Annotated in this window: 17 protein-coding genes; 5 read left to right on the top strand and 12 right to left on the bottom strand. The window is 69.5% G+C overall.

The window, feature by feature from the left end; genetic code table 11:
* Nucleotides 1–19 precede the first annotated feature (19 nt).
* The 6 genes from rpoB to AAFX79_10760 all read right to left on the bottom strand — a co-directional run bounded on the left by rpoB (nt 20) and on the right by AAFX79_10760 (nt 7,794).
* The gene (rpoB, locus tag AAFX79_10785) at nt 20–3,832 is read right to left on the bottom strand and encodes a DNA-directed RNA polymerase subunit beta (GenBank protein MEO1009046.1); all 3,813 of its coding nucleotides are present in this window, start codon (nt 3,830–3,832) and stop codon (nt 20–22) included.
* Nucleotides 3,833–4,172: 340 nt separating this feature from the next.
* Nucleotides 4,173–4,589 carry a 50S ribosomal protein L7/L12 gene (gene rplL / locus AAFX79_10780; GenBank protein ID MEO1009045.1) on the bottom strand — a complete coding sequence of 139 codons (417 nt, stop codon included), beginning with the start codon at nt 4,587–4,589 and terminating at the stop codon, nt 4,173–4,175.
* Between the two features lie 173 nt (nt 4,590–4,762).
* Nucleotides 4,763–5,311, bottom strand: coding sequence for a 50S ribosomal protein L10 (gene rplJ / locus AAFX79_10775; protein MEO1009044.1), 549 nt, complete (start codon nt 5,309–5,311; stop codon nt 4,763–4,765).
* A gap of 57 nt (nt 5,312–5,368) precedes the next feature.
* Nucleotides 5,369–6,064 (bottom strand): 50S ribosomal protein L1, encoded by a 696-nt coding sequence (gene rplA, locus AAFX79_10770; GenBank protein MEO1009043.1) that lies wholly within the window; start codon nt 6,062–6,064, stop codon nt 5,369–5,371.
* A gap of 4 nt (nt 6,065–6,068) precedes the next feature.
* Entirely contained in the window at nt 6,069–6,494 is a 426-nt protein-coding gene (gene rplK, locus AAFX79_10765) for a 50S ribosomal protein L11 (protein MEO1009042.1), read from the bottom strand.
* A gap of 211 nt (nt 6,495–6,705) precedes the next feature.
* Complete coding sequence (locus tag AAFX79_10760; GenBank protein MEO1009041.1) at nt 6,706–7,794, bottom strand: hypothetical protein; 1,089 nt, start codon at nt 7,792–7,794, stop codon at nt 6,706–6,708.
* Between the two features lie 129 nt (nt 7,795–7,923).
* Here AAFX79_10760 and AAFX79_10755 point away from each other — a divergent pair, with 129 nt between their 5' ends.
* Nucleotides 7,924–8,589, top strand: coding sequence for a hypothetical protein (locus AAFX79_10755; protein ID MEO1009040.1), 666 nt, complete (start codon nt 7,924–7,926; stop codon nt 8,587–8,589).
* A gap of 34 nt (nt 8,590–8,623) precedes the next feature.
* Here AAFX79_10755 and floA read toward each other — a convergent pair whose 3' ends face one another.
* From floA to AAFX79_10735, 4 genes are all read right to left on the bottom strand, one after another.
* Entirely contained in the window at nt 8,624–9,643 is a 1,020-nt protein-coding gene (gene floA, locus AAFX79_10750) for a flotillin-like protein FloA (GenBank protein ID MEO1009039.1), read from the bottom strand.
* A gap of 77 nt (nt 9,644–9,720) precedes the next feature.
* Nucleotides 9,721–10,245, bottom strand: coding sequence for an NfeD family protein (locus tag AAFX79_10745; GenBank protein ID MEO1009038.1), 525 nt, complete (start codon nt 10,243–10,245; stop codon nt 9,721–9,723).
* Between the two features lie 25 nt (nt 10,246–10,270).
* Nucleotides 10,271–12,100: an NfeD family protein gene (locus AAFX79_10740; protein ID MEO1009037.1), complete on the bottom strand. Its 1,830-nt coding sequence runs from the start codon at nt 12,098–12,100 to the stop codon at nt 10,271–10,273.
* An 81-nt stretch (nt 12,101–12,181) separates the two neighbouring features.
* Nucleotides 12,182–12,832 (bottom strand): NUDIX domain-containing protein, encoded by a 651-nt coding sequence (locus tag AAFX79_10735; GenBank protein ID MEO1009036.1) that lies wholly within the window; start codon nt 12,830–12,832, stop codon nt 12,182–12,184.
* A 56-nt stretch (nt 12,833–12,888) separates the two neighbouring features.
* Here AAFX79_10735 and AAFX79_10730 point away from each other — a divergent pair, with 56 nt between their 5' ends.
* Entirely contained in the window at nt 12,889–13,173 is a 285-nt protein-coding gene (locus AAFX79_10730; protein MEO1009035.1) for a DUF427 domain-containing protein, read from the top strand.
* Nucleotides 13,170–13,586, top strand: a complete 417-nt coding sequence (msrB, locus tag AAFX79_10725; GenBank protein ID MEO1009034.1) for a peptide-methionine (R)-S-oxide reductase MsrB — start codon at nt 13,170–13,172, stop codon at nt 13,584–13,586. Before AAFX79_10730 ends, msrB begins: the two co-directional genes overlap by 4 nt.
* 603 nt (nt 13,587–14,189) lie before the next feature.
* On the opposite strand, the gene AAFX79_10720 is transcribed toward msrB, so the two are convergent.
* A complete protein-coding gene (locus AAFX79_10720; protein ID MEO1009033.1) occupies nt 14,190–14,633 on the bottom strand; it encodes a hypothetical protein in 444 nt (147 codons plus the stop codon).
* 176 nt (nt 14,634–14,809) lie between these two features.
* Between AAFX79_10720 and AAFX79_10715 the strand changes: the two genes are divergently transcribed.
* A complete protein-coding gene (locus AAFX79_10715; protein MEO1009032.1) occupies nt 14,810–15,304 on the top strand; it encodes a flavin reductase family protein in 495 nt (164 codons plus the stop codon).
* On the opposite strand, the gene AAFX79_10710 is transcribed toward AAFX79_10715, so the two are convergent.
* Nucleotides 15,301–16,467: a glycosyltransferase gene (locus tag AAFX79_10710; protein ID MEO1009031.1), complete on the bottom strand. Its 1,167-nt coding sequence runs from the start codon at nt 16,465–16,467 to the stop codon at nt 15,301–15,303. The two genes, AAFX79_10715 and AAFX79_10710, sit on opposite strands and share 4 nt — an antisense overlap.
* 194 nt (nt 16,468–16,661) lie before the next feature.
* Here AAFX79_10710 and AAFX79_10705 point away from each other — a divergent pair, with 194 nt between their 5' ends.
* Nucleotides 16,662–17,615 (top strand): hypothetical protein, encoded by a 954-nt coding sequence (locus AAFX79_10705; protein ID MEO1009030.1) that lies wholly within the window; start codon nt 16,662–16,664, stop codon nt 17,613–17,615.
* Nucleotides 17,616–17,619: the final 4 nt, after the last annotated feature.

Below are 17,619 nucleotides of genomic sequence, written 5' to 3'. Positions count from 1 at the left end.
CTGCCGCGCAATCGACGAGCTACAGCAGGCTGCCGAGCTCCGTCTGCCGCTTCTCCAGCGTGATGTTCATGCCCAGGCCCCGCAGCTCGTTGCACAGCACGTCGAACGCGATCGGCATGCCGGCCTCGAGCTTGTGCGTGCCCTTGACCATGCTCTCGTAGATCTTGGTGCGGCCCTCCACGTCGTCGGACTTCACCGTCAGAAGCTCCTGCAGGATGTAGCTGGCGCCGTACGCCTCGAGCGCCCACACCTCCATCTCGCCGAAACGCTGGCCGCCCGTGCGGCTCTTGCCGCCCAGCGGCTGCTGGGTGATCAGCGAGTACGGTCCCGTCGCCCGGGCGTGGATCTTGTCGTCCACCAGGTGGTGCAGCTTCAGCATGTACATGAAGCCCACCGATGTCCGCTGCTGGAACGGCTCGCCCGTGCGGCCGTCGTAGAGCTGGATCTTGCCGCCCTTGGGCATCCGCGCGAGCAGCTCGCGGTGGTGCGGGTGGCCGCCCTCCTCCTCGAGCTTCGCCCAGCGGTCCTCGACGTAGGTGTTGGCCTCCTCGATGGCCGCGTGGATCTCGTCCTCGGTCGCGCCATCGAACACCGGCGTCACCGCCTGGAAGCCCAGCACCTGCGCCGCCCAGCCCAGGTGCAGCTCGAGGATCTGGCCCACGTTCATCCGGCTGGGCACGCCCAGCGGGTTGAGCATCACGTCCACCGGCGTGCCGTCCTCCATGAACGGCATCTCCTCGACGGGCACGATGCGGGCGATCACGCCCTTGTTGCCGTGCCGGCCGGCCATCTTGTCGCCCACGCTCAGCGGCCGCTTGGTCGCCACGTAGACCTTGACCATCTCCAGCACGCCCGCCGGCAGCTCGTCGCCCCGCTTCATGTGCGCGACGCGACGCTGCTTCTCCTTCTCGATGGCCTCGATCCGCGGCCAGAACTGCTTGTAGCTGATCTCGGCCTCTTCGCGGGCCTCCTTGTTGCCCTTCACCCAGCCCAGCTCGAAGGTCTTGATCTGCTCGAGCACGACCTCCGGGATGTCGCTGGCCGCCACCTTCTGCCGCGTGTTGGGATCGACCAGCTCCGTGCCGGTCGCGTCGTTGATCGCCTCGATCATCTCGCCGAAGATCTCGATCGCCTTGGCGTCCTGCGCCGCCTCGTACTCGGCGATCTGCTGCTTGAGCTGCTTCTTCTGCTCCTCGTTCATGTGCAGCCGGCGGCTGAACTTCTTGGCGCCGATGACCATGCCGTCGACGCCGCTGGGCACCTCGAGCGAGTCGTTCTTTACGTCCTCGCCCGCGCGGCCGAAGATCGCGTGCAGCAGCTTCTCCTCGGGCGTCAGCTCGGTCTTGCTCTTCGGGCTGACCTTGCCGACCAGGATGTCGCCCGGGCCCACCCGCGCACCCACGCGGATGATGCCGTCCTCGTCGAGGTTCCGCAGCGCCTTCTCGCTGACGTTCGGAATATCGCGGGTGAACTCCTCGCGGCCAAGCTTGGTGTCGCGGATCTCCACGTCGAAGCTGTCGATGTGGATCGACGTGAACACGTCGTCCTTCACGATCCGCTCGCTGATGACGATCGCGTCCTCGAAGTTGTACCCGTCGAAGGTGTTGAACGCCACGAGCGCGTTCTTGCCGATCGCCAGCTGGCCGTCCTTGATCGCCGGCCCATCGGCGATGACCTGCCCCTGCTCCACCACGTCGCCCGGGCGGACCACCGGCTTCTGGTTCATGCACGTCCGCTCGTTCATGCCGCGGAACTTGCGGAGCTCGTACTCGTCGCTGTTGTCGATGATGATCCGCTCGGCGTCGACGTGCGTCACCACGCCGCCCTGCCGCGCCTTGATCGTCATGCCCGAGTTGTAGCCGACGGGCTTCTCCATGCCCGTTGCCACGCACGGCGGATCCAGCTTGATCAGCGGCACCGCCTGCCGCTGCATGTTCGAGCCCATCAACGCCCGGTTGGCGTCGTCGTGCTCGAGGAACGGGATCAACGCCGCCGAGATGCCCACGATCTGCTTGGGCGAGATGTCGATGTACTCGACCGTGTCCGCGCCGACTTCGGCCAGCTCGCCGCCGACGCGGGCCAGCACCGTCCCGCCCTTGAACGCACCCGAGGGATCGAGCGCGTCCGCCGGCGCCAGCACCGCCCGCATCTCCTCGTCGGCCCGCAGGTGCACGACCTCCTCGGTCGACTTGCCGTTCTTGGCGACGCGGTAGGCCGTCCTCAAGAAGCCGTAGTCGTCGATCGACGAGTAGATCGCCATGCGGGCGATCAGACCGATGTTCGTGCCCTCGGGCGTCTCGATCGGACAGATCCGCCCGTAGTGGCTGATGTGCACGTCGCGGACCTCGAAGCCCGCCCGCTTGCGGTTCAGGCCGCCCGGGCCCAGCGCACTGAGGCACCGCTCGTGCACCAGCGTCGAGACCGGGTTGGTCTGGTCGACCACCTGGCTCAGCTCGCTGCGACCAAAGAAGAAGTCGATCGCGCTGCTGATGCTCTTGCTGTTGACCAGATCGGCAATCTTGGTCAGCTCGTCGGGATCCTTGACGCTCATCCGCTCCTGGACGGTCCGCTTCAGCTTCAGGAAGCCCTTGCGGATCTCGTCGACCGCCAGCTCGTCCATCGTCCGAAGCCGGCGGTTGCCCAGGTGATCGATGTCGTCGGTGACGGCGACGGGCTGCTCGGTCTCGGGGTCCAGCCGGTTGCTCCGCAGGTCCAGCAGGTACTGGATGATCCGCAGCAGGTCCTGGGCGCGGATGAAGTTGCTATCGACCGAATCCTCGAAGCCGAACTTGCGGTTGATGCGGAAGCGGCCCACTCGGCCGATGCGGTACCGGCTGTCGTCGAAGAACTTCTCGACGAACAGCTGCCGGGCCTTCTCGACCTGCGGCGGGTTGCCCGGACGCAGCTTGGTGTACAGCTTGAGCATCGCCTGCTCGTGGGGATCCTCGATGCCGAAGTCCTCGGCGATCCGACGCAGGTTCTCCGCCGCCACCGTGTTGAGGATCAGCGCATCCGACGGATTCTGGATCACCCGGGCGGTCTTGAGGCTCGACGCCTGGATCTTCTCGAGGTTCTCCGCACCGATCGCGAAGCCCGTATCGACCAGGATCTCGCCCGACTCGGTATCGACGATCGGCGCCGCCGCGAAGTCCTCCTCGTGCAGCGCGTTCGTCTTGACGTCGCTGATCTCGTAGAACAGGCTCAGCAGATCCTCGGTCTTGGCGACCGACGGATCGAGGCACCGCAGGAACGTCGTCGCCGCCATCTTGGGCGACTGGTCGATCCGCATCTCGAGCTGGTCCTTCTTGTTGACCGAGATCTCGATCCACGAACCACGCTCGGGCACGATCCGAGCGCTGTGCAGCGGGCGATCGGTCTCCTCCTCGCTCTTGGAGAAGTCCACGCCCGGCGAGCGGTGCAGCTGGCTGACGATGACCCGCTCTGCCCCGTTCACGATGAACTCGCCGCCGCCGATCATGATCGGGAACTCGCCGAGGTAGATGTCCTCCTCGGGCATGTCGGGCCGGCCCTCGCGCTCCAGCCGCACGCGGATCTTGAAGGGCATGCCGTACGTCAGCCGCAACTCCTGGCACTCGTCGACGGTGTATCGCGCCTCGTCGAGGTCGTAGTTGACGTAGATCAGCCGCATCGTGCCGTCGTAGCTCTCGATCGGCAGCACCTCGCGCATCAACGCCTCGAGGCCGATGGTCGGGTCGCGGTCATCCGGCCCCTTGTCGAGCTGCAGGAATCGCTCGTAGGCCAGCCGCTGCACGATCGTCAGATCGCCCACCGGTGCAAGATCGCCTCGTTTTGCAAAGCTGCGCACGCTCATCGCCGCCATCGATCACCTCGCGATGGTGAAGGGACCGCGCCCGCCCGCCGTTGCGGCCGCGGGGGTCCTCAGAGCCTACCTCGTGCTGTTCGGATCGCCGCCAGCCCGTCTCGTTCCATGACGCAATTGATACTGTAGTCCGGCGGATTTTGCTTGACAACCCCGGCCCGACTCGCTAGCCAATTGACCCAGTCTTCCCAATAAGCCGGCCGCCGCCCAGGAATCGGGCTCCGCCACCGGCCCGCAGGCCGGCGATCCCGGCCCGCTCCACCACCCAGGACCGCGCCCCAGGACCACGCCCCGGCCGGGCCCCCAACCAACGCGGGAGCCCGACGCGGAATCAGGCGACCTCGACCTCGGCGCCGGCTTCCTTGAGCTTCTCGGCCAGGGCCTCGGCCTCCTCCTTGGGAAGGCCCTCCTTCACCTTGGCCGGCAGGGTGTCGACCATGCCCTTGGCCTCCTTCAGGCCCAGGCCCGTGGCCTCGCGGACGACCTTGATGACCGGGATCTTGTTGCCGCCGTCGCTCTTGAGCACGACGTCGAACTCGGTCTTCTCTTCCTCGGCTGCGCCGCCGCCGCCGTCGGCCGGGCCGGCCATCACGACCGCGCCGCCCGCCGCCGGCTCGATGCCGTAGGTCTCCTTCAGGTAGTCCGCCAGGTCGACGGCCTCCTTCAGGCTCAGGCCGACGATCTCGTCGCCCATCTTGGTGATCTTGTCGTCGAACGTCTTGGTCGCGGTGCCGCCTTCGTCGCTCATCGTCGCACGTCCATTCGGTCTTGGTCGAAGCCCACGCACCCAAGAGGGGCCGAACCGCTCGGCGCTTTAACCCCACGGCACGCACGCCCGGGGCCAGTTGGGTGTCGCTGCCTCCGACAGCTCCAGAATCGCCCGCCGCCGCGTTCCCGCGGCCCGGGCCATGATCCGCTTCGTCAGCCGGCGATCTTCTCGATCGCCTCGCCCTTCTCCAGCTTGTCCTCGAGGGCCTTCAGGCATCCGGCGATCTGGCCCGCCGGGCCCTTCAGGGCGCCCGCCAGGTTGCCGCCCGCCGACAGGATGGCCCCCACCGCCTGGGCGATGGCCTCGTCCCGCGTGGGGAACTTGCTCAGCCGCGTGCAGCCCTCGTCGCCCGCGAACAGCTCGCCGTCGAGCACCGCGCCCCGCAGTTCGACCTCGGGCAGGTCCTTGGCGATGTCCACCAGCTTGCGGGCGACCTCGACCACCGTCTCGGCCCCGTACGCCAGCGCGTTGGGCCCGGTCAGCAGCTCGCCTAGCGGCTCGAGCCCCGTGCCCTCGAAGGCCTTCCGCGCCACGTTGTTCCGCAGCACCGTGATGGAGATGTCGGCCTTGGCCAGCTCCTTCCGCAGCGCGTTGGTGTCGTTGGCGCTCAAGCCGCGGATGCTCACCAGCATCGCGTCGGAGTAATCGCCCACCTTGGCCGAGTAGTCGGCCATCATCATCTCTTTCACGGGCTTGGACATATCTGCACCTCGGTTCCCGCGGGGCGGATGCGCTCGGCACCCGGTCGCCTACGCCGCTCAGCTCGCCTCGGCCGTCTCGTGCTTCACGCGGACGCCGGGCGTCATCGTGCCGCTGATGGTGATCTTCTTGATGTACTCGCCCTTGACAGCCGATGGCCGGATCTTCTCGATGGCCTGCACGAAGTACTCGTAGTTCTCCAGCAGGTCGCCCTCGGCGAAGCTCATCTTGCCGATCACGCCGTGGATGTTGCCGCCCGAATCGGCCCGGTACTCCACCTTGCCCGCGGCGTACTCCTGGACCGCCGTCGGCACGTCGGGCGTCACCGTGCCCGCCTTGGGGCTGGGCATCAGCCCCTTGGGGCCCAGCACCCGGCCCAGCTTGCTGATAACGCGCATCATGTCGGGGCTGGCCACCGCGACGTCGAAGTCCATCCAGCCGCCCTCGATCTCGGCGACGAGCTCCTCGCCGCCGGCCTTCATCGCGCCCGCCTCGATGGCCGCATCCTTCACGTCCTCCTGACAGAACGCGATCACCCGCTTGGTCTGGCCGATGCCCTTGGGCAGGCTCACCGAGCCGCGCAGCGCCTGGTCGGCCTGCCGCGTGTCGATGTTCAGGTGCATGCACACCTCCACCGACTGGTCGAACCGCGGGCCCTTGAAGCCCTTGACCGTCGTGATCGCGGTCTTCGGCTCCAGCTCGTCGGTCGGCGCCTTCTCGAGGTTGCCACGGCGACGCTTGCTCACTCGTGCCATCCGATCAGCCCTCCACCGTCACGCCCATGGAGCGGGCGGTGCCGGCGACGATGTTCATCGCCGCCTCGATCGACGTCGCGTTCAGGTCCGCCATCTTCTCTTCCGCGATCTTGCGGCACTGGTCGCCGGTGATCGAACCGATCGGCGTCTGCGGCGTGCCGGCGCCCTTGTCCAGGCCCGCGGCCTCCTTGATCAACACCGACGCCGGCGAGCTCTTGACCTCGAACTCGAACGAGCGATCGCTGTACACCGTCACCACGCAGCCCACGACCTTGCCGTTGAGCTGCGCCGTGGCCGCGTTGAACTGCTGGATGAACTGCCCGGGATTCACGCCCTTGGCGCCCAGCACCGGGCCCAACGGCGGAGCCGGAGTGGCCGAGCCACCCGGGGCCATGATCTTGAACGTGTCGATGACTTCGCGCTTGGCCATGGATCCTCACCTCCCACCCTCGCCCGGGGCCCCGAATCCGGAGCCCCGCGGGGCGCCCGCCGGCCAATCGGCGGCACGCGACGCGGTGGTGCGTACGGCGTTGCGATGTGCGTCGCGAGCCAGAACCCGCAACGTTCCTCCGGGGCCACCACCCCGAAAGGGTCGAGATGCTAGGACTGGAAGGAGACGAACGACAAGCCGGCAGACGCGATCAATCGCCCCCGGAAGCCCCAACGGCCGCCGCGACGACCTCGGACACCGGCCGCCCGCTCGGCGCGGATCCCCGAAGACCCTCGTAGTACTGCTCGATCCCGTCGGCCACGTCGACGTCGAGCCCCAGCCGCCGCGCCCGCTCCAGCCGGTCGAGCTGCGTGCGGGCCCCCAGCTCGGCCTGCGTGAACGCGATCGCCGCCAGCCAGCCCGAGGCCGTCCGCTTCGACATCGCCCATCGCTGCACGCTCCGCTGCGCCCGCCGCCAGGTCGAGAGCGACCCCACCAGCTCCCGGCCCAACGGCCGGGCCGCCAGACCCGGATCGCCGCGGTAGGCCGCCGCCAGCACCGCCACGCCCAGCTCGACTTGCCCGTCGAGCACCAGCGCCACCGCCAGCAGACGCCGGGCGGCGTGGTCGCCGTCCTCCACCAGCACGTGCCGCGCCAGGGCGTCGGCCGCGATGGCCCACTCCCCCGCCCGCAGCGCCAGCGTGCCCAGCTCCCGATCCGGGATCGGCTCGGGCTCGGCCTGCGGCGTCACCACGTCGTTCGGCGGCAGCTGGTTCGTCGTCACGCCGGTCCGGTCGATCACGATGACCGTGGGCCCCTGGACCACCGGCCGACGCTCGTGGAAGCCGTCGCCGAAGTGGCCGCTGCCGCAATAGCCAAAGGACGAGCCAAAGCCGAAGCCAACGAGCCGCGGGAACACGATAAAACGGTTCCGGGTCAGCCGGCTGCCGACGAGCAACCCCGCCCCGAAGCTCAGCCGGGCATCCACGTCGCCGAAATCGGCATCGAGCCGCAGCCCCGACCCGCCCACCGTGAAGCCCCGCCGGCCGAAGCCATCGAATCCCGACGAACGCACCACCGTGCCGCCGATGCTCGTCCGAATCGGCGTGCGGAACGACGCGCCGGACGACCGGCTCCGCACGCCCCCGTTGAAGGACCCACGGCCCACGAAGCCCGGCGAGCCGAGCTTCTGGGCCACCCCGCCGCGCGAGAAGCCGGGCGCCTTTGCCCGAACGCCCGACTGCGCAACCGCCGGAGCCGCCAACGCGAGCACCACCAACGACAGGATCGCGATTCGCATGGGTATCTATACCATCGCATGCCGCTCGGGCTTCGACAAACCGCACCCGCACCAGCATTTGGCCCGCAACCACCGACACACGCCCCCGCACGCACATCCAAGGAGCGACCCAGCCGCACGGATGCACCCATGACCTATCAACGTGCAAACACGTATCGTCGCCCGCTCGGCGGCTGCCTCCTAGTGCTCGCCGCCTGCCTCGCGCTCACGGGCTGCAGCATCGGGCCCGATCGCATCCGCCTCGCCACCGACGGCCCCAGCCGCGACGACAGCCAGCGGCAGACCCTCGAGTACGCCCCAGCGTTGCTCGCCTACCGCCACGGCGACGAGAGCTCCGCCGAGCTTTTCGCGACCGACTTCGGCATCGCCCAGCTCGATCCCGCGACGCCGCTGGACGAAATCACGGGCCAGATCACCCGCGTGCGGATGTTCACCCGCCCCATCCGGGGCCGCACGCCCCAGTCCAGCCGCGCCGCCAACGCGGTCGTCCAGCACGTCGTGGTCAATCGGGGCTCGATCGCCGTCTACGGCGGCGCGGGCCTGTTCCGCCCACGCGGCCGCCCCGGACGCGACCCGCTGCCCGGCACGCTCGACGCCGGCACCGTCCGCCTCACCCGCGCATCGGACGCCGTCCAGGATCGCCTCGGCACCGCCCGCATCGACCTTGCAATGACCGCCCCGCTCGACGAGGGCCTCGCCCGGCTGATGGCCGCCCGCCTCGAGCAGATCCTCGAGACGACGACGCCGATCGACCTAGATCTGCAAGAAGATGGGAACGCCGCGGGGCCCGGCTAGGCCGCGGCGACGCGAGCCACAGCGGCCGCGCGATCTACCGCGTCGGGTCGCTCTCCCTGCGCTCGCCGTTGTCCTCGCCCGCGATCGAGCCGCGCATCGCCGTGTCGGCCTGGATGTTCCGCATCCGGTAGTAGTCCATGATGCCCAGGTTGCCGCTGCGGAAGGCCTCGGCCATCGCCTTGGGCACCTCCGCCTCGGCCAGCACCACGAGTGCCTTGTTCTTCTGCGCCTCGGCGCTGTACTCCTGCTCGGCCGCCACGGCCATCGCACGCCGCTTCTCGGCCTCGGCCTGGGCCCGCTTCTTGTCCGCCTCGGCCTGGTCCGTCTGAAGCTTGGCGCCGATGTTGTCGCCCACGTCGATGTCGGCGATGTCGATCGACAGGATCTCGAAGGCCGTCCCCGCATCCAGCCCCTTCTCCATCACCACCTTGGAGATGTTGTCGGGATCCTGGAGCACGGCCTTGTGGTCCTGCGCCGAGCCGATGGTCGTCACGATGCCCTCGCCCACGCGGGCGATGATCGTCTCCTCGGTCGCACCACCGACCAGGCGCGCCAGATTCGTCCGCACCGTCACGCGGGCCTTGGCCTTGAGCTGGATGCCGTCCTGGGCGACGGCATCGATCGTCGGCCGCGGCTGGTTCGGGCCCGGGCAGTCGATGACCTTGGGGTTCACGCTGGTGTTCACCGCGTCGAGGATGTCGCGGCCCGCCAGGTCGATCGCCGTCGCCACGTTCCACGGCAGGTCGATCCGTGCGTTGCTCGCCGCGATCATCGCGCTGATGACGTTGGGCACGCGACCACCCGCCAAGTAGTGCTGCTCGAGCTGGTCCGTCGAGATGTTCAGGTTCGCCTTCACCGCGCGGATGCGGCTGAAGACGATGATGTTCATGTCCACCTTCCGCAGCCACATGCCGATCAGCGCCGAGAAGCTCACCCGGGCGCCCGACACCAACGCCTGGATCCAGATCTTGATGAACCGGCCCATGATCGCCACGATGATCAGCAGGACGACGAGAAGCACGCCGCCGCCGGCGAACCAGACCCAGTTTGGCATCGCTACACCTCCAAGCCCACCGCCGACGCCACGCCGGCGGTTCGCCACGACTATAAGCGCCGCCGCGCCCTACGCCATCACGCCCGGGATGGCCGCGACCCGCCCGAGTCGGCCAGCCGGACCGTCAGCTGCAGCCCATCCGCCGCCACCACCCGCACCCGCGAGCCCGCCGGGATGTACCCCGTCTCGGCCACCGCATCCAGACGCGTGCCCTCCAGCAGCACCACGCCCACCGGCCGCAGGTCGGTCAGCACCTCGCCCTCCTGCCCCACCAGCGCCAGCCGAGCCGCAACGGGCGACTCGGGCGGTCCCTCCTCGTCGTCCTCCGGGTCGCGGTCCGACAGGATCAGCCCGCGGCCCATCGGCGTGTACGGCAGGATCTTGAAGCCGTACCACGTGCCCACCGGGCCCGCGACCAGCACGATCGCCGTGCCCACCACGCCCCACGCCGTATCCGCGATGAACAGGCACACCACCCCCGCCACCGCGACGGCCACCGCGACGATGCCGATGACCCCGGCCGAGGGAATCAGGAGCTCCATCACGCCCAGCAAGGCGGCCGCCCCCAGCAGCAGGAAGCCCCAGAACAGCAATTGATCCAACCGCCGCCTCCCCGCGGGCCGCTTATCAGGCCCGCTCCACCCCGCCCAGGGGCTCGACCACGACGCGGAACGCGTCGGATTCCAGCACGCGGACCCGCGCGTTGGGCGGCACGATCGGACCGACCGACACCACGTCCACCACGTCGTCGCCGAAGCGAGCACGCCCCGACGGCCGCAGCTCGCTGATGACCACGCCCTCGTCGCCCACCGCTGGTCCGACCGCGGCGGGCGTCGCCATCGCGCCCAGCATGCCGCTCGGCTCCTCCGCCGGTGCGTTGGCGAGCACCAGCCGGTTGAACACCGGGATGCTCGAGAAGTTCCTCAGCACGAAGAAGAGCACCACGCCCGCCGTCGCCAGAGAGAGCGTCACCGCCGCCAGCCCCGCCAGGATCTCCGCCGTGCTCGTGAAGCGCCCGCCGCCGGTGAACGTGCCCACCAGCCCGACGAACATCAGCCCCGCGCCGATCACGCCCACGACGCCCACGCCCGGGATCAGGAAGATCTCCACCAGCAGCAGCACGAGCCCGAGGCCCATGGCCGCGAACTCCCACCACCCCGCCATGCCCACCATCGCCGGCGGCGCCATGAACAGCGCGATCGCCACCACGCCAACAACCGCCGGCACGCCGAGCCCCGGGCTGGCCATCTCGATGAAGAACGCCACCACCGCCACGACCAGCAGGATCGCCCGCACGTAGATGCTCGCCATGAAGCGGGCCAGCGCCATCCACGCGCTCTCCTCCCACCGCACCAGCTCGGACGCCCCGAAGTAGGCCTTCAGCTCCTCATCCGTCTCGATCACCTGCGTCGCCAGCCCGAATCGCACCAGCTGGTCGGCCGTCATCGTCACCGGCGCGCGCCCGTCGGCGACGTACTCGACCACGCGCCAGCCGCCCCGGTCGGCCTCGCTCAGCACGGGCCGCCGTGTCGCAACCTCCAGACCCAGCGACAGGTTCCCACGATCGTCGAGGCCCTCCAGCCCGGGAGCCGCCGGCTGGAAGCGCGTCGGATCGTCCGGCCCCGGAGCGCCCTGCACGCCCGAAGGCCCGTCGGTCGCCTGCGTGCCGATCGCTTCGCTTACCGCCGCGTCTCCTCCACCCGCTTCGGCGTCGGCCGCCGTACGCGCCGAAGGGATCGCCGGCGTCCGCACCATCGGAGGCTCGCCGAAGAGGAACTCGTACTCCGCCAGATCGATGAACAGCAGCTCGCCCACCGGCTCGCCCTGCGGGCCCGGCGTGGTTCGCTCGATCAACCACAGCTCGACGCCCAGCGACACGAAGCCCTGCACCAGCTTCTCGTCGTACCCGTTCCGCCGCGCCGAATCGATCAGGTCTACCAGCAGCGGCGCCAGGATCTTCTGCCGCTCTTCCTGCGGCAGCGGGATCAGCCCGACTACCGGCGCGACCTGCACGGGCAACGCATCGCCCAGCTTGGCCGGGTCACTCGTCACGATGCCCGGGCACGCCAGCGCCACGATCGCCCCGCCGCTGAACGCCTCGTTGTTGATCCACGCCACCGTGTTCGGCGGCGCCGACTTCTTGATCAGGTCGCTGATCTCGAGCACCGCGCCGACCTCGCCCCCCGGCGTGTCGATCTCGATCACCACCGCCGTCGCGCCCTCGTCGGCCGCTCGCTCCAGCCGCTGCTTGAGCCCGAACATGCTGAACTTGTCGATCGGCCCCCGCAGCGGCAGCACGTGGATCTTCTCGGCCTGCCGCGACGCCGGCACGGCGCCAACGGCGCCCGCCGCACCCGCCCCATCGGGCCCGGCCTGCTGCAGCCCCGTCGAGACGACCAGCGCGACCATCGACAGCAGCACGGCCGCCACCCGCGCGGGCCGCAGCCTGCTCGACACCAGATGCCTCGCCAGCCGGGTCATGTCGCCAACCAAGTCATGCGTGCCACAAGATATACTTCGGCCCATCGGAGCGCCGGTTCAATCCCCCTCGCCCGAGGCCGCCCTACCCGCGTCTTGGGAATCCGCAGGCCGGGCATCCGAGGAACGGGCATCCGCGGCCGGAGCATCGCCCCCATCGGCGTCGGCACGCCCCACCTGCTCCACCTCCCACCGCATCGCCGGCCCGCTGCAGTCGATGTGCACCGAGAACAACCCCGGCAGCGACGCCGCGTCCGCCGCCGCCTCGCCGTGATCCGCCAGCGTGTGCCGATCGACCAGGGGCCAGATCACCCGCCGATCGGTCTCGGGCAGCGGCAATCCGGCCACCCGCGACCGCTCGAACCACCGCAGCCGCCCCTCCGAGATGTCCCGCTCGGGCACCTCCACCGGCCCCAGCACCCGGAAGTAGAACATCAGCCAGTGGCCCGTGCCCTCGAAGGCCCGCTCGCTGACCAGCCCGAGCAGCCGCAGCCGCTCGGTGGGCACGTCGATCCCGGCCTCCTCCTGGATCTCTCGCCGCGCACACTGGTGCGGGGACTCCCCCCGATCCATCTCCAGCTTTCCACCTATCGGGGAACACAATCCCAGATTCGGCGACTTCGTCCTCTCAATAAGAAGGACACGCCCCGAGGCGTCCCGAAGGTCGCACAGGCACGCAAGCCGGTAGGGCAGCACAGAGGGATCGCTCATAGGCTGCGAGGCTAGCAGACCCCCCAATCCGTTACCCAACTCCGGGAGGAATCTCCATGGCACGAGCCATCTTCAACGGCCAGGTCATCGCCGAATCCAGCGACACCAAGATCGTCGAGGGCAACCACTATTTCCCGCCCGAGTCGCTCAACAAGGACTTCGTCCAGGACAGCGACGTCCGCACCACCTGCCCGTGGAAGGGCGAGGCCCGCTACTACGACGTCGTCGTCGACGGCAAGACCGCCGAGCACGCCGCCTGGTACTACCCCGACGCCAAGGACCAGGCCAAGGACTTCGAGGGCTACATCGCCTTCTGGCGGGGCGTCGAGGTCGAGGCGTGACCACCCCCGAGACCCCCATCAACCACGTCGAGAAGCCCGACGCCGAGTGGCGCGCGCGGCTCACCCCCGAGCAGTACCGCGTCACACGCCAGGCGGGCACCGAGGCCCCCTTCACCGGCGTCTACAACGACCACAAGGAGCCGGGCGTCTACAAGTGCGTCTGCTGCGGCCTGCCGCTCTTCGCCTCGGACGCCAAGTTCGATTCGGGCTGCGGCTGGCCCGCCTTCAGTTCCCCCGCCGTCGGCCGCCACGTCACCGAGCACCTCGACACCAGCCACGGCATGCGCCGCGTCGAGGTCCGCTGCGCCCGCTGCGACGCCCACCTGGGCCACGTCTTCGACGACGGCCCCGCCCCCACCGGCCAACGCTACTGCATCAACTCCGTCGCGCTCGAGCACGAGGGCACCGAGTAACCCACCCGGGCCGCCCGACTCCTTCCCGAGCCGCGTACGTGAGCACGCGGACCCCGGACCAAGGGCTATCGGCGATGGGTCGGATGGCACGATCGCTCCACACCCCGCTCTTGCCGCTTCGTGCCCGTTGCCTACGCCTCATGCCCCATGCCCGAGCCCGGTGCCCGGTGGCTCCGAAACAACAACCCGCCCCGGCAAGACCGGAGCGGGCTGGGTGGTGTGGCCCGCAGCGCCCTCCGAAGAGGGGGGTGGGTGGTGGGAACATGCCGCGGGGCCGATGGTGGTTCGTCGCGAAAGGCTCGGTGCAAAGCCCCCGATCAAGGCGGCAGGGCGGGGCCCATCCATGAGCCCCGGTCTCTGCCTCGTACGCAAGTCCGCCGCCATGCGGACCAAGAGCGTCGAGCCGCCGTCGGGCGGCCCGCGCCACGCGTCAGCCGGAGCTCACGCCTCTCTCTTTCAGACCTCTCCGCCTCATACCCCTCTCCATCAGAACCCCTCCGCTGGAACGCCACCCCCGGCCCGCCGAGCGGCCGGGGGCGGGGGCGGCCTCCTCCGACGCCCGCACGCACCCCTCCGCTCCGCGGCTCGTGGCCAGCACGCCGATCACTTGCCGTCCACCTTCCGCACGAGCTTGGGCAACGCCGCGAACCGATCCCGCCGCGCCGAACGCCACTCGTCCTGGTCGTGGACCTCCAGCCGGTTCCGAACGCCCACGACCACGACCGCCTTGCCCAACCCCGCCATCTCCAGATGGTCCTTGGGCACCACGATCCGGCCCTGGCCGTCGACACTCAGCTCCTCGGCCAGGCCGAACAGCGTCGCCTCCAGCTCCCCCTCGTCCTCGTTGGGCGTCAGGGATTCGGCCGACTGCTCGGCGAGACGCTCGAAGACCTTCTTGGGGTACAGCCGCAGCACCCCGCTCGGCCACGGCACGCAGTACCACGTCTCGCCCTGGGATTCGGCATCCCACTGGGCGCGATGCTTCTTGGGCAGCGCCAGGCGCTGCTTCGCATCGATCGTGTGCTCGGCGTATCCGGTGAAGAGCATCGTGCTGCACGCTCGGGGTCATGGAGTGGGATTATGCCCCACCCTACCCCACTTTGCAACACTGTTTCGACACTCCGGACCACAAACTTCACCGCGATCCGCCGATCCCCGCGAGCCAACTGCCGATCACGCCTCGGTTTGGCTCGATCCGTCCGCGCCGCCATAAACTCCGCCGCATGGACGCGACCAATCCCGAACACATCCGAGACGCCTGCGGCCGCCTCTCGTCGGGCGTCTTCCTGATCTCCAGCTGCCACGACGCCAGCCGTGCCGCCACGCTGACCGCCGGCGTGCACCAGTGCGCCGCCGAGCCCGTCCTGCTGGCCGTGCCCATGCACAAGGGCCACCCCATCGAGCCGCTCATCCGCGACTCCCGCAGCTTCGCGATCACCGCGCTGCGGCCCGACGACCGCGTCGCTCGCCGCCGCTTCGGCGGCCAGCCCCCCGCCGACCGACTCTTCGATCCCTTCGACGCCGTCGCCGTCCGCACGCTGGTCTCCCGCGCCCCCATCCTCCGCGATGCGCCGCTGGGCTTCGACTGCGAGGTCGTCCGTCACGTCGACCTCGAGGCCGACCACGAGTTGTACATCGGCCGCGTGCTTGCGGTCTACGCGGAAGGCGACGCGCCGGCGCCGCTCCGCGCAGCCGACATCGAGCCGCTGGACCACTAGCTCGCCCGCAGCGTCTTGCGGATCTCCTCGCGCATCGCCTCGTCGAAGTGCGACTGGCGGTAGTCCTGCGCGTTCGCCCAGCACAGCCGAGGATCGCACGCTTCGGCCCGCTCCGCGGCCCGCGCAAGCTCGTCGGGCGTGCCATCGCAGAGCGCGCCCGTCACGCCGTCGATCACGATGTCGGTCGCGCCGCCCCGCGCCGTCGCCGCCACCGGCAGCCCGCACGCCTGCGCCTCCACGGCCACGATGCCGAAGTCCTCGATCTGCGGGAACAGCAGCACGCCCGCCGCCCGCATCTCGTCGACGAGCTGCGCCTCGTCAACGTGCCCGAGGAACCGCACGCCCTCCGGCGCGAGTCGCTCCAGCCGCTCGCGTTGCGAGCCACCGCCGATGATCCGCAGCTCCCGTCCCGCCGCCCGTGCGGCCTCGATCGCGCGATCAAACCGCTTGTACGGCTCGAGCGCACCCACCGCCAGCCAGTGGCCACCCCGCCCGCGCAACGGATCGGGCGTGAACACCTCGGTCCGCACCGGCGGATGCACCACCGTCGCATCGCGGTCGTAGAACTCCTGGATCTGCTCGGCCACGTGCGTCGAGTTGGCCACGAACCGCGTGACGTTGTCCGCGCTGCGGCGATCCCAGGCGCGCAGCGGCGGACCGAACGCCGCCAGCCCCGCCAGCCGAAGCCGGCCGGCCATCCCCCCGCCGTAGTCCTCCTGCCTCGACCACAGGTACCGGGCGGGCGAGTGGCAATAGCACAGGTGCGGCACGCCCGCGGGCGTCCGAAGCCCCTTGATCGCCGCCGAGCTGGTCGAGATCACCAGGTCGATCGGCCGATCCTTGTGCAGCCGCGCCAGAATCTCGCCCAGCTGCGAGACCGCCGCCGGGTACAGCGGCAGCATCCACCGGCGCAGCCGCTGCGCCCCGGGCATCCGCCCGAGCGAGGCGACGTGGTGCCGGAGTCCGTCGATGGCGGGCGTCAGCGGCCGGCCATCGTCGAACATCGCCAGCACGTCGCGAACCTCGCCGATCTCGCCGGCGACCGACGCGATGCGGTCGAGCACCCGCTCGCCCCCCCGCAGCCCGCACAGCCAGTCGTGCGCCAGCACGATGTGCGACCGGGGCCTTGGGGTTCGCCGCCGCGGGGCGGGTGGAGCGTGCACGCGGTTTATCATCGTGGATGCCACGGCCTACCGCCCCGTCCTCCCAGGCAACCCACGCACGCCCCACACCCGCGAACCTGCATGGCCTGGATTATCGCGCCGAGGCCGGGCGCATGGGATCGCCCCCCGCCCCGATCATCGACGCGCACGCCCATATCAATGGCAGAAGGGCCACCGAGATTTACCGCCAGGCCATGGACGCCTATGGAGTCGTGCGGGTTTACACGCAGACGCAGCTCGCCCAGGCCGCCGATGTTCGCAGCGTGCTCGGAGATCGGGCCCGATTCGTCGCCATACCGGACTACATGAGCGACAACCGCAGCCGCGCCATGCGGGAGGGCTTCTTCGAGAACATGCGGATCTTCCACGAGGACTTTGGTGCCCGCCTGCTCAAGTTCTGGGTCGCTCCCCGCCTCCGCGACTTCCTCGACCCCGAGAAGGACGCCGACATCATCCGCCTCGATAGCCCCCTCCGCCGGGAACTCGCCGCCGCCGCCGTCGAGATGGGCTACATGTTCAAGACCCACGTGGCCGACCCCGACACCTGGTTCGCCACCAAGTACGCCGACAGCAGCAAGTACGGCACCAAGCTCGACCAGTACGAGCCCCTCGAGCGGATGCTCGACGACTTCCCGGTGCCCTGGATCGGCGCCCACATGGGCGGCTCGCCCGAGGATCTCGCCTTCCTCGATGGCCTGCTCTCGCGGCACGACAACTACTACCTCGACACCTCGGCCACCAAGTGGATGGTTCGCGAGCTGGGCGCCCACCCCCGCGACGAACTCGTCGCCTTCTTTGCCAGGTGGGCCGGCCGCATCGTCTTCGGCTCGGACATCGTCACCCTCGACGACCACCTCGAGGCCAGCGACGAGCAGAACCAAAAGTTCGGCGCCCACCAGGCGGCCAGCGAGCGCGAGGCCTTCGACCTCTACGCCAGCCGCTACTACGCCCTCCGCACGCTCTTCGAGTTCGAGCACGACGGCCCCAGCCCCATCGCCGACCCCGACCTGGCGATGGTCGATCCGGATCGATACGACGAGATGGCCTCGCCCCCGCTGCCCGGATCCGCGATGCCCGCCGACGAGCTGCGCACGCTCTACAACGGCGCCGCCACGAACCTACTCGAACGCTGGTGGGACGAGCACTAGAGGA

Source organism: Planctomycetota bacterium (assembly GCA_039819165.1).
GTDB lineage: Bacteria > Planctomycetota > Phycisphaerae > Phycisphaerales > UBA1924 > JAHCJI01.
Note: the sequence above shows the minus strand (reverse complement) of the source record. Positions and strands in the feature narration are given on the sequence as shown.